Source organism: Actinomadura logoneensis, assembly GCF_003428695.1.
GTDB classification, from domain to species: Bacteria; Actinomycetota; Actinomycetes; order Streptosporangiales; family Streptosporangiaceae; genus Spirillospora; species Spirillospora logoneensis.
On record NZ_QURH01000229.1, the window covers coordinates 1 to 11,676 of the forward strand.

Genomic DNA, 11,676 nt, shown 5'->3' on the forward strand with positions numbered 1-11,676 from the left:
CCGGAGCGTGCGGCGGTGGGCGCCGGTCACCGGCCGCGCGCGCCCGGCCGCGCATCGGCGACGCACCCGCCTTGCGTCCAGCCCACGGCAGCCACCAGGTCGCGCCGGCGCCTCGGCCGAGGTCCGATGATGATGTGACCAGGACGCAGGTGGATGGGAGGAGCGTCATGGGAACGTGGGGGCCAGGGCCGTTCCAGAGCGATTATGCCGCTGACTTCGTCGACGAGGTCGACGCAGCGAGTCTCGAGGCTCAGGTGGAGCTTGTGAGCAGCACGTTGCACGAGATGGCACGCAGCACGGGCAGGATCCCGGACGGTGCAGAGGGGGTCGCCGCCGCGGCGCTCGTTGCGGGCCAGTGTCCCGGCGGTGAGAGCTATGCGACTGATGAAGGTGCTCCGAAACGGCCATTGCCGAGCTTTCCCACTGAACTGAGAGCGGTCGCCGCCGCGGCTATGACCCGCGCCCTGGACCGGGACTCAGGGATGGGTGATGGATGGGTGGAGGCCGGCGAGGCAGCCGCGTGGCGAGCTGAAGTTGAACGGATCCGCACTCTGCTCCTCCAAGCTGACGGAGCCAAGCCGCACAGGTAGGGCGAGAGCGAACCAAGGGGCTTCGCAGCCTCCTGGACTCCGCGAGCTGGAGCACTCGTTCGCGCGCAACTGTCTGTCACACCCGTCTCGACGTTCGCGCGAACGAACACTCCGGACGGTAGGGCAAGGTTCAAGCGGGATCGGTGCTGGGCCACAAGAGGTGGTAGTGGACGTCCGACGTGCGCAGCGGGACCGTCCCAACCCTGCCCTGCTGTGGGCTTTGACGCTTACCGTGCGCCCGGAGCGCGTGCCAATGGGCGGCTTGATGTGGGCTCTCCGGGCGTGCCAGGGTCGGTTGGTGGCGAAGGATGAAACAGACCTCATGGCGTTGCTGCGCCAACTGGACGACCCCGAGTGGCTGGAGTGGCCCTCGGACTACAGCCACGGCAAGGCTGCTGCTTCCTTGAAAAGTCTTGCGTCCCGCCTGGAGAAGGCCTTCGGCACCCACTGTCCAGTGGAGGGGAACAATCAGGACTCCAGTGAGTACGGTCGTGTTGAGGTCCCCGCGACAGCGACCGTGTGCGGAACGAAGATCACCGTGTGCGTGAGCAAGTTCGAGCCGCTGGCGCTGGTGACCGCAGACAACCCTGGTGCCTACCTCGGCCTGGGCGAGGCACAGGCGCTCGGTGATCTGGACGGCAGAGATTTGGCGACCGTGCAACGTGCTGTACACGATGCGGGATTCATCGCCATGCCCGAAGAGCTCTTGAATCACCGCTACGACGGCCCGAGCCGACTTCCTCGCTTGAGCGGCGAACCGCACCGGCCACCGAGCTGGTGGGATCGCTTCTTCGGCTTCTTCTGATCGCGATCTGGTCGGTGGTCGACGGGTCCGGGCGGCCGTTTCAAGATCCGGAAATACGACGCGGAATCCGTCGACGATGTTGAGGTAGCTGTCCAGATCCACCGCGTGAGGCGGGGGCTGCGGAGCTGGAGATCTTTCGGCCCGTATCGGGCGGGGCCCCTTCGGTGAGGTGGCCGGTAGGGGGCTTGGCGGGGATGGGGGCGGGGTCGTTACGGTACGGGCGTGGATCGGCGGGTGTTCGGCGTCCGGGCCGCGGTCGTGTCGCTGCTCGCGCTGGTCGACGCGCTGGGGCGGTGGAAGGACTTCGCGGACGGGGCGCAGAGCGTCAGGGTCGGGCTTGCGCAGACCATGGCGTCGTCGCTGACGTGGATACCGGTGACCCGCACGGGACCTCGCCACGCTCGTCCGGCGGCGCGGCGCGAACGAGGGGTTGGCCCTGTTCGGCACCGTCGTCGGCTACGAGTTCATCGACCCGACGTACCGCAACCCCGAGCCGTTCCCGGGCAGCGGCCTGCCGGGGACCTCATCGCTGCGATGCACCAGGCCGCCGCCGGTGACACCCGTCGGCTGGACGCCATCGAGGCGGTGATGACCCCGGCCGACGGCACGCTCGCGAGCCAGTTGAGCGCCGGTCTGCACGCGGCCACCATCTGCGACGACCTGCGCTTCCCCTGGGGTTCCTCGGCGACCCCGACGAAGCTTCGGCAGCCGTTCGTCGACCTCACCTCGCGGACCCTGGCCCCGTCCGCCACCTGGCCGTACACCGCGGCGGTCGCGCTCGCCGAGAGCAGTGTGCAGACCTGTCTGCGCTGGCCTGCCGAGCCCCCGAACTCCAACCCGTTCGGTCGGCTGCCCGACCTGCCCACGCTGATCCTCAACGGCGACCGCGACCTCAGCACCCCGCTCGAATGGGCCGGCAGGAACTCGCCGTCAGCCCGTCCGGCACCGACCTGGTGGTAGTCAAGGGCGCCGCGCACTCCGTCCAGAACCGCGAGCCCGACCACACCGGACGCGACGCCTTGGCCCGGTTCCTGCTGGGCTGAGGGGCCTCGCCCGACTGACTGGCGGGGCAGTAGGTTCGGCGCGTGGCGAATGTGCTGAGTGATGCGGTGCGGCGGCTCGTGGACGAGGACCATCCGGCGGTGCTGGCGACGGTGAACCCCGACGGGAGTCCGCAGACGTCCGTCGTCTGGGTCGGGCGGGACGGGGACGATCTGCTCGTGTCCAGCCAGGAGGGGCGGCGGAAGGTCCTGAACGTCCTGCGGGATCCGCGCGTCTCGCTGAGCCTCTACGACCGGAACGATCCGCTCTGGTACCTGGAGGTCCGCGGCAGGTGCACCGTGATCGAGGACGAGGGCCGGGCGCTCGCGGTCGCGCTGGCCGAGAAGTACGAGGGGGCGGGCGCCGGCGAGGAGTACCTGGCGCTGCCCCCTCGGATCGTCCGCGTCGTGATGCGGATTACGCCCGAGAAGGTCGTCGGGACGGCCGCGCAGGCGTGAGCGGCCGTCCCTGGAGGACGGGGGACCGGGCGCCGTAAGCGGGAGCGGACGCCGATCGCGAGAAGCCGGGGAGGCGTCAGCGGCGGAAGCGGACGCCGATCGCCAGGGGCAGCATCACCGCGGCGAATGCGGGGACCGGCCCAGGCTCCGGATCCGGAAGCGGGGCGAACGCCTTGCTGTGCTTCAGCGCGGGCTGCTTGAACGTCTCCGGGATCGGGATCGTCCCGACGCGGTTGAGCGGCCAGACCTTGACGAACGCGCGGCCGATGACGTCCTTGGTGGGGATCGAGCCGTTCTCCGGGCCGTCCTGGTGCGCGCGCGAGTCGAGCGAGTTGGAGCGGTGGTCGCCCATGACCCACAGCTGGCCGTCCTGGAGCGTGATGTCGAACGGGCTCTCGGACGGCTTGTCCTGCTGGTGGTCGGCGGGGTCGACGTAGATGTACGCCTGCTCGTTGAGCGCGACGCCGTTCACCGTGATGCGGCCCCGCGCGTCGCAGCACTTCACGTGGTCGCCGGGGATGCCGATGACCCGCTTGATGTAGTCCTTCTCGGTGGGCGCGACGCCGAACGCCGTCCCGATCCAGCGCATCGCCTTGGAGAAGATGTTGCCGGGCTTGGCCACCTGGACCTCGGGCTGCCACGACGGCGGGCCCTTGAAGACGATGACGTCGCCCCGGGTGACGCTCCGGGTGTGGAACACGATCTTGTTCACCAGGACGCGGTCGCCCACCAGGAGCGTGTTCTCCATGGAACCGGACGGGATGTAGAAGGCCTGCACCGCGAACGCCTTGATGGTCAGGGCGAGGATCACGGCGACGGCGATGAGGATGGGCAGTTCCTTCCAGAACGAGCCCTTCCTCTTGCCCTCGTCCTTCTCGTTCTCCTGGTCAGGGGTATCGCGAGAGGGTTCCGTGTGCTGGTCTTCAGCGTCAGGTTGCACTTCGAGAACCTCCCCGGGGACAGGCTTGCCAGCTTATGGTGTCCGATGCCCCAGCGCGCCTGTGGATCGGCCCCATGTCGTGGACGCGCCACCCCGCTTCGTTGTTCCCGGGACGCCATGGTTGTTCCCGGTGGGAACGGACGTGTAGACCAGGCTCGTGCATGTGTGCTTCGCGAGTGAACCGACGCCCGGACGCCCGAACGAGGACTTCGTGGTGGCAGGGCCGGAATGGGCCGTCGTCCTGGACGGGGCCACCGCGCCGCCGGGCGTGGACAGCGGATGCGTGCACAACCCCGCCTGGCTGGCCCGCCGTCTGGGCGGGGCGCTCGCGGCGAACCTCGCCGCGGACGACGAACGTCCGCTGGACGACCTGCTGGCCGAGGCCGTCAAGACGGTGTGCGAGCTGCACGCCGACCGCTGCGACCTGCTGAACCCCGACAGCCCGTCCGCCACGGTCGCGATGCTGCGGCGCCGGGCGGACGCGCTGGAGTGGCTGGTCCTCGCCGACTCCCCGATCCTGCTCGACGTGGACGGCGAGGTCCGCGTCGTCCGCGACGACCGGGTCGAGCACCTGCCGAGCTACACGCTGGAGGCCGTCCGGCGGGCGCGGAACACGGCGGACGGGTTCTGGGTCGCGAGCACCTGTCCCGAGGCCGCGTACGAGGCTCTCAGCGGCCGGATCGAGGTCTCGTCGGTGCGTCGCGCGGCGCTGTTCAGCGACGGCGCGTCCCGTCTCGTGGAGCGGTTCGGCACGCTGGACTGGCCTGGGCTCCTCGACCTCGTCGAGCGGGAGGGGCCGCGCGGAGTGATCGAGCGGACGCGCGCCGCCGAGGCCGCCGAGCCGGACGGCGCGCGCCGCGGGAAGCGCCACGACGACGCCACCGCCGTGATGGTCCGCCTGTGACGTGGGCGCCGTCCGCCCTGCCCGCGGCCGGGCGGACGGCGACGCGTTCTACTGGCCGCGGTCGGGTGCGATGTGCGGCCACCAGTCGGCGAGGTCTTCCGGATGGTGGACGCCCTCGACGGTGAGAGTCGCGTCCATCATCGGGAAGCGACGTCCAGCCGGGAAGTGACGGGTATAGGACGGCGGGTCCAGGACGACGACGCGCGTCCCGTTGAGCGCGGGGATGTCCGCGGGGACGCCCTCGTTGTAGATCCACGCGCCATGGCCGTCCACCAGGTTCCACGGGCTGCTGACGATGGGGCGTCCGTCCGGGTCCTGGTCGGTGAACCAGGCGACCCACTCGGGCGGCAGCGGCTCGCCGGGCATGCATCCGGGACGGCCGAGGAGGGCTCCGCCCAGCAGCACGTGGAGCTGGAAGTTGTCGCCGATGCCCGCGATCTGGACCGTCCATCCGCGCTTGCTGGCGCGGTCCAGCACGAGCAGCCTCTCGCCCTCCAGCACGCGCAGGACGCCCTGCACGTAGCCCATGTGCGGGTGATACTCGACGAGTCGGCCGGCGACCTCGGCGCGGCGCTCGCGGTCCGGAACGGCTCCCCGGACCATCGCGGAGGTCTGCAGGACCGTCGTCATCGCCAGCGCGAACTGCGGGACCGAGAACCAGGCCAGCATCGCGTTCACCGAGGCGTCCGCGAGCCTCGGGACGAGGACGTCCACGATCTCCTGGGACGGGCCGTCGTCCTGCATGTCGGGCGGGGTGCCGCCGGTCGCCTCCTTCCACGCGCGCGCGAAGGCGACCGCCTCGGCGAAGACCTCGCCGGCGCGCTCGACGAGCGGAAGGCCGACGGGCTCGGCCGCGGCGCCGCTCTCCACCCAGGAGCCCGACAGGACCGCGAGCCATCCGCCCAGCGAGGGCTGCGCCTTGGGCAGGGCCTCCGCGATCAGGGGCAGGGCCGCCGACAGGTCGGCCGGAGAGACCTGCTGGCTCATCCCCATGACCTGGGGCATCAGGTCGCTGAACGCGGGGTTCTCATTGATCGCGGCCTGGGCCAGGTCGGCACAGGCTCGGTGGAAATCCTCGGGACCCATGCGGATCACCTTGGCATACCGAATCTTAGAGCGGGATTCTAGAATCGGCCCATGGACCCTCAGGACTTCGCCGACGTCGTCTCGGCCGTGCGCGCCTTCGTGCGCGAGCAAGTCATTCCCCGCGAGGACGAGATCGAAGAGTCCGACTCCATCCCCGAGCCGGTTCGCCAGGGCGCGCGCGAGATGGGCCTGTTCGGGTACGCGCTGCCGGAGGAGTACGGCGGCCTCGGCCTGTCGCTCAGCGAGGAGGTCCGGCTGGTCTTCGAGCTCGGCTACGCCAGCCCCGCCTTCCGGTCCATGTTCGGGACGAGCAACGGCATCGCGGGACAGGTCCTCGTGAAGTCCGGCTCGCCGGAGCAGCGGCGGACCTGGCTGCCGCGCCTGGCGTCCGGCGAGGTCGTGGGCGCTTTCGCGCTGACCGAGGCGGAGGCCGGCTCCGACCCCAGCACGCTCACCACCACGGCCCGGCGCGAAGGCGACGGCTACGTCATCGACGGAGCCAAGCGGTTCATCACCAACGCCCCCGAGGCCGACGTGTTCATGGTCTTCGCGCGCACGGGAGGGCGGGGCTCCCGCGGCATCTCCACCTTCCTCGTCCCGGGGGACGCGCCAGGTCTGAAGGTCGGGACGCCGGACGCCAAGATGGGCCAGCGCGGCGCGCACACGGCGGAGGTCTTCTTCGACGGCGTCCGGGTTCCGGCGTCCTCGATGGTCGGGGAGGAGGGGACGGGTTTCCGTACCGCCATGGCGTCGCTCGCGCAGGGACGCGTCAGCATCTCCGCCGTCTGCGTGGGCCTGGCCCAGCGGATCGTGGACGAGACCGTCGCGTACGCGCGCGAGCGAACCCAAGGGGGACGGGCCATCGGCGAATACCAGCTGATCCAGGGGCTCATCGCGGACTCCCAGGCCGAGTTGTACGCGGGCCGCGCGATGGTCCTGGAGGCGGCGCGAGCGTTCGACGCGGGAGAGGACACCAAGCTCGGACCGTCCTGCACCAAGTACTTCTGCTCGGAGATGGTGGGACGCGTCGCCGACAGGGCCGTCCAGGTGTTCGGCGGGATGGGCTACATGCGCGGCGTCCCCGTCGAGCGCTTCTACCGGGACGCCAGGCTCTTCCGGATCTACGAAGGGACGAGCCAGATCCAGCAGCTCGTCATAGCCCGGCACCTGCTCGGCTGAGCCCGCCAAGGGCGCCTCCGGCGACGCCCCTGGGCCGGCCCCGCGGGAGGCCGGCCGGCCCAGGCGGGAGGTTCCGGGACGCTCGCGGAACGATTTCGCACTCCGCCGCCGGACCGTGTACTGTTCTTCCTGTCGCCGCGAACGGAAGAACGCGGAGGACAAGGCCCCTTTAGCTCAGTCGGCAGAGCGTCTCCATGGTAAGGAGAAGGTCTACGGTTCGATTCCGTAAAGGGGCTCAGACAGAAGAGCCGCATCCCGGTTATGGGATGCGGCTCTTTTCGTGTGCGGCTCGCATGCAGCCGACCTTTGCGCCCACCCACCGGCCGACCTTTCGTCCCAAGCACCGGCCGACCTTTCGTCCCAAGCGCCGGCCGATCTTCGCGCCCTGCGCATGGGACCCGCGTCACATCGTCGTGCCGGTTCCCGTGGTCGAGCCATACCCGCGTGCCTGGTCCTGCACGTGGGCCGACTGCGTGGCGAGGTGCGGATGGGGCGTGGGGCGCCGGAGGTGCCGATGGGGCGGGAAGGCGCTGGTCAGGCCCTTGCCAGATTCGCTCGCGCGCGGGCGTTGTGGTAGCGTCCATCCGGTCTCAGCGGGGTGATTCGCAGGTCACCGCATCAGCGGGTAACCTGGGCTCCGGTCCGCTGCGGACCATGTGGAACCGAGTCCCCCTGCAAGCCCCGGGAGCTCGTGTTTCCCCGGTGCGGTGAACATCCGGTATCCTTGCAATCCGGTCGTCACCGACCATCACGGCGGGGTAGCTCAGTCAGGCAGAGCAAGCGGCTCATAATCGCTGTGTCGCCGGTTCAAGTCCGGCCCTCGCTACTACCCGAACCTCTCGGCCCCCCACGGGGGCGAGAGGGCTGGGTTGAAACAGCCGGCCTTCCACTTCCGGACGGCCGACCGAGAACGTCCATGTCCCTAGCCCAGAAAGGCACTCCAACGTGGCTGCCACCGACGTCCGGCCAAAGATCACGCTGGCCTGCCAGGAGTGCAAGCACCGCAACTACATCACGCGGAAGAACCGGCGGAACGACCCGGACCGCCTGGAGATCAAGAAGTACTGCCCCAACTGCCGGACGCACCGTCCGCACCGCGAGACCCGCTAGTAGCCGTCCGAGCACAGCGGTCCGCGCAGGCAGCTTCGCGCTTGCCCCAGACGCGCCATCAGCCCGTCCTCGCCAACCCGCGGGGGCGGGCTGAACGTCGTTCTGTTACCGTCCCGGACGAGACCGGAGGGCAGGGCGCTTGGCGCGGGCGCCCCGCGGCCTCCGCGCGCACGGGCCCGGACGGGCGGCACGGCCCCGACGGGCAGTAAGGCTCCGCCGGGCAGCACGGCCCCGACGGGCGGACGCGCGCGTGCCCGCGGACTCCGCCGGGGAGTCCGCACGCGAGCGAGAAGGACGGAGTGCATGGCGATCAACCGTGATTTCATCGGGCGGACGTTCCCGCCCAGCGAGCCCTACGAGGTCAGCCGGGTGAAGATCCGGGAGTTCGCGGACGCCATCGGCGATCCCAGCCCCGTCTACCGCGACCCCGAGGCCGCCCGCGCGGCCGGCCACCCCGACGTCATCGCGCCGCCGACCTTCCCCATCGTGGTCTCCCTCGGCGGGAACGCCCTGACCGACCCGGGGCTCGGCATCAACTTCGCGATGGTCGTGCACGGCGAGCAGCGGTTCGAGTACGTCCGCCCGGTGCGCGCCGGCGACGTCGTCACGTGCACCTCGACGATCACCGAGATCAGGTCGATCGGCAACAACGAGAAGGTCGACATCGTCACCGAGATCCGCACGACCGGGGGCGAGCTGGTCTGCAAGTCGTTCAACACGATCGTGGAGCGGGGGGCCTGATGACCGCCAAGGTGAAGTTCGACGAGGTCAACGTCGGCGACGAGCTGCCGCCCCAGAACTACCACGTCGACCGGGCCAACCTCGTGATGTACGCGGGGGCCTCCGGCGACTTCAACCCGATCCACTGGCGGGAGAGCTTCGCCAAGCAGGTCGGCCTGCCGGACGTCATCGCCCACGGCATGTACACGATGGCCCAGGCCGGCCGGTACGTGACCGACTGGGCGGGCGACCCCGGCGCGGTCGTCGACCTCGGCGTGCGCTTCTCCGCGCCGGTCGTGGTGCCCGACGAGGGCGGCGCGGACCTCGAGGTCAGCGGGAAGATCGAGGACAAGCGCGAGGACGGCACGGTCGTCGTGGCGCTGACGGCCAGGTCGGCGGGGCAGAAGGTGCTGACCCGCGCCAAGGCCGTCGTCCGGCTCGCCTGAGTCCGGTCGGGGCCCGAGAGTACGGTACACATGAGCCGGGGGCGGCTGCCGTCCCCGGCTCGTGCGCGCGCAGGGGAGGGGAGACACCACGTGGCGGTGTTCGCTGAAGAGGTGAACCTGGCCGGATACACGACGCTGCGCCTGGGCGGCCCGGCCCGGCGGTTCGTCGAGGCCACCACCGAGGCCGAGGTCGTCGACGCCGTCCGGGAGGCGGACGCCGAGGGCGAGCCCGTCCTGGTGCTCGGCGGCGGCAGCAACCTCGTGGTCTCGGACGAGGGCTTCCCCGGCACGGTCGTCCATGTCGGGACCCGGGGCGCGGAGCAGGTGACGGACGGCCACGGCCGCGTCCTCGTGCGCGTGCAGGCGGGCGAGGAGTGGGAGCCGTTCGTGGCGCGGTGCGTCGCCGACGGCCTCGCGGGTGTGGAGTGCCTGTCGGGCATCCCCGGCCGCGTGGGCGCGACGCCGATCCAGAACGTCGGAGCCTACGGGCAGGACGTGTCGGAGACCGTCGTCGAGGTGCGCGCCTACGACCGCCGGACGGAGGCGATCGTCACCCTCTCCAAAGAGGAGTGCGCCTTCAGCTACCGCAACAGCCTCTTCAAGCGGACGCCGGACCGCTACGTCGTCCTCGGCGTCACCTACGCCCTGCGGGAGTCCGACGACTCCCAGCCGATCGCCTATGCCGAACTCGCGCGCCGCCTGGGCACCGAGCCGGGCGGGCGCGTTCCGCTGAAGGAGGCGCGGGAGGCCGTGCTGGAACTGCGGCGGGGCAAGGGCATGGTTCTTGACCCGTCCGACCCTGACACGCGTAGCGCCGGCTCGTTCTTCACCAATCCGATTCTGGACGCCGCGTCCGTCGTGGAACTCGAACGCCGCGTTGCCGAACGTCTCGGCCCGGACGCGACCTTCCCGCGCTTTCCGGAGGGTGACGGACGCACCAAGACGTCCGCCGCCTGGCTCATCGACCGGGCGGGCTTCGCCAAGGGGCACACACGCGGGCGCGCACGGATCTCCACCAAGCACACCCTCGCGCTGACCAACCCCGAGAACGGCGGCACCGAGGACCTGCTCGCGCTCGCCCGTGAGGTCCGGGACGGGGTGCGGGCCGCCTTCGGCGTCGAGCTGGTCAACGAGCCGGTCTTCGTCGGTGTGAGCCTCTGACCTGGGTGATCGAGGTCTTTCGCGACGGCGTGGCCCGGTTCTCGGCTGCTCCCTGACCTGAACGGCAGGGGAATGTGGCCGGGGTCGGGTTGACGAAGTTAGTGATCGACCAATAACTTTCTCCCATGAGCCCACGGATGAGTGCCGAGCAGCGTCGCGAGCAGACGATCCGGGCCGCCATGGACGAGTTCGCCCGCAGCGGCTTCGACGGTACCTCCACCGCGGCCATCGCCGAGCGGGTGGGGGTCTCGCAGCCCTACCTGTTCCGGCTGTTCCCGTCCAAGCGCGCGCTGTTCCTCGCCGCCGCCGAACGCTGCTTCGACGACCTGGAGCTGGCGATGCGCGAGGCGGCGGGCGGGCTCTACGGCGGTGAGGCCATGACCGCCATGGGGAACCGCTACCGCGAGATCCTCGCCGGCGATCCGCGGCTGCTCCGCTTCCAGTTGCAGATCTACGCCGCCGCCGTGGACGACCCGGAGCTCCGGGCCCTCGGCAACGCCAAGTGGGCCCGGTTGTGGCGCACCATCGGCGAGGTCTCCGGCGAGACGCCCGAAGAGGTCATGCGGTTCGTGTCCGTCGGCATGCTGCTGAACGTGCTGACGGCCTTCAACATCCCGTTCGACAAGGGAGAGCGGCTGCCCCACGTCCTGGTGGAGTGGTCGCACCACCCCCACCGGGTCTCGGCGGGGAGCCTCGCCGCCGACCACTCCCCGTCCGTCCCGGCCTCCGAGGACGCCGCCGCCGGGAAGGGGTAGCCGAAGCCGCCGCGATGTCTCTCTGCCCAGCGTCTCTGCTCGGCGTCTCTGCTCAGAGTCTCTGCTCAGCGCGCGTCCACCGGCGCGCTTTCTTTTGCCCGCTCAAGTTAGTGACTGATAACTAAGCAAGGAAGGGTCATGAAGCCTCACGCTCTCCGCACCTTCGTGGTGACCGGCATCGCGCTGTTCATGGTCACCCTCGACAACCTGATCGTCACGAACGCCCTGCCCGCCATCCGCGAAGACCTCGGCACCGGCCTGGAGGGCCTGGAGTGGACGGTCAACGCCTACACGCTCACCTTCGCCGTCCTGCTGCTGCCCGCGGCGGCCGTCGCCGACCGGCACGGCCGGCGCCGTCTGTTCATGGCCGGCCTCGCCCTGTTCACCCTGGCCTCCGCCGCCGCGGCGCTCGCCCCCGGCATCGGCGCCCTCGTCGCCGCCCGCGCCGTCCAGGGCGTCGGCGGCGCGATCGTCGCCCCGC

The 11,676-nt window shown here is 70.4% G+C and carries 14 protein-coding genes and 2 tRNA genes; 14 read left to right on the forward strand and 2 right to left on the reverse strand.

What is annotated here, in order from left to right; genetic code table 11:
* Nucleotides 1–167: 167 nt before the first annotated feature.
* From DZF91_RS43155 to DZF91_RS13365, 4 genes are all read left to right on the forward strand, one after another.
* Entirely contained in the window at nt 168–590 is a 423-nt protein-coding gene (locus tag DZF91_RS43155; protein ID WP_407920910.1) for a DUF4259 domain-containing protein, read from the forward strand.
* A 298-nt stretch (nt 591–888) separates the two neighbouring features.
* Nucleotides 889–1,395, forward strand: coding sequence for a hypothetical protein (locus tag DZF91_RS13355; protein WP_199486607.1), 507 nt, complete (start codon nt 889–891; stop codon nt 1,393–1,395).
* A gap of 534 nt (nt 1,396–1,929) precedes the next feature.
* Nucleotides 1,930–2,355: an alpha/beta hydrolase gene (locus DZF91_RS13360; RefSeq protein WP_117357798.1), complete on the forward strand. Its 426-nt coding sequence runs from the start codon at nt 1,930–1,932 to the stop codon at nt 2,353–2,355.
* 125 nt (nt 2,356–2,480) lie between these two features.
* Complete coding sequence (locus DZF91_RS13365; protein ID WP_117357799.1) at nt 2,481–2,894, forward strand: PPOX class F420-dependent oxidoreductase; 414 nt, start codon at nt 2,481–2,483, stop codon at nt 2,892–2,894.
* A 76-nt stretch (nt 2,895–2,970) separates the two neighbouring features.
* Here the strand turns inward: DZF91_RS13365 and lepB are convergent, their stop codons facing one another.
* Complete coding sequence (gene lepB, locus DZF91_RS13370; RefSeq protein ID WP_117357800.1) at nt 2,971–3,834, reverse strand: signal peptidase I; 864 nt, start codon at nt 3,832–3,834, stop codon at nt 2,971–2,973.
* A gap of 163 nt (nt 3,835–3,997) precedes the next feature.
* Here lepB and DZF91_RS13375 point away from each other — a divergent pair, with 163 nt between their 5' ends.
* On the forward strand, nt 3,998–4,738 hold the full coding sequence (locus DZF91_RS13375; protein WP_328589162.1) for a protein phosphatase 2C domain-containing protein: 741 nt from the start codon (nt 3,998–4,000) through the stop codon (nt 4,736–4,738).
* Nucleotides 4,739–4,786: 48 nt separating this feature from the next.
* Here the strand turns inward: DZF91_RS13375 and DZF91_RS13380 are convergent, their stop codons facing one another.
* Nucleotides 4,787–5,824, reverse strand: a complete 1,038-nt coding sequence (locus DZF91_RS13380; RefSeq protein WP_117357802.1) for a hypothetical protein — start codon at nt 5,822–5,824, stop codon at nt 4,787–4,789.
* A gap of 51 nt (nt 5,825–5,875) precedes the next feature.
* Between DZF91_RS13380 and DZF91_RS13385 the strand changes: the two genes are divergently transcribed.
* From DZF91_RS13385 to DZF91_RS13425, 9 genes are all read left to right on the forward strand, one after another.
* On the forward strand, nt 5,876–7,003 hold the full coding sequence (locus DZF91_RS13385) for an acyl-CoA dehydrogenase family protein (protein ID WP_117357803.1): 1,128 nt from the start codon (nt 5,876–5,878) through the stop codon (nt 7,001–7,003).
* Nucleotides 7,004–7,166: 163 nt separating this feature from the next.
* A tRNA-Thr gene (locus DZF91_RS13390) sits at nt 7,167–7,239 on the forward strand.
* A 516-nt stretch (nt 7,240–7,755) separates the two neighbouring features.
* Nucleotides 7,756–7,829 (forward strand) — tRNA-Met (locus tag DZF91_RS13395).
* 119 nt (nt 7,830–7,948) lie between these two features.
* Nucleotides 7,949–8,113 carry a 50S ribosomal protein L33 gene (gene rpmG, locus DZF91_RS13400; RefSeq protein ID WP_026404241.1) on the forward strand — a complete coding sequence of 55 codons (165 nt, stop codon included), beginning with the start codon at nt 7,949–7,951 and terminating at the stop codon, nt 8,111–8,113.
* Nucleotides 8,114–8,416: 303 nt separating this feature from the next.
* Complete coding sequence (locus DZF91_RS13405; RefSeq protein ID WP_117357804.1) at nt 8,417–8,854, forward strand: MaoC family dehydratase N-terminal domain-containing protein; 438 nt, start codon at nt 8,417–8,419, stop codon at nt 8,852–8,854.
* Nucleotides 8,854–9,279, forward strand: a complete 426-nt coding sequence (locus tag DZF91_RS13410) for a MaoC family dehydratase (RefSeq protein ID WP_117357805.1) — start codon at nt 8,854–8,856, stop codon at nt 9,277–9,279. The genes DZF91_RS13405 and DZF91_RS13410 overlap by 1 nt, the downstream gene beginning before the upstream one ends.
* 90 nt (nt 9,280–9,369) lie before the next feature.
* Entirely contained in the window at nt 9,370–10,440 is a 1,071-nt protein-coding gene (locus tag DZF91_RS13415; protein ID WP_207661887.1) for a UDP-N-acetylmuramate dehydrogenase, read from the forward strand.
* Between the two features lie 125 nt (nt 10,441–10,565).
* The gene (locus tag DZF91_RS13420) at nt 10,566–11,195 is read left to right on the forward strand and encodes a TetR/AcrR family transcriptional regulator (protein WP_199486608.1); all 630 of its coding nucleotides are present in this window, start codon (nt 10,566–10,568) and stop codon (nt 11,193–11,195) included.
* Between the two features lie 138 nt (nt 11,196–11,333).
* Nucleotides 11,334–11,676, forward strand: a 343-nt coding sequence (locus tag DZF91_RS13425; protein WP_117357808.1) for an MFS transporter, incomplete at its 3' end; no start/stop codon positions are given.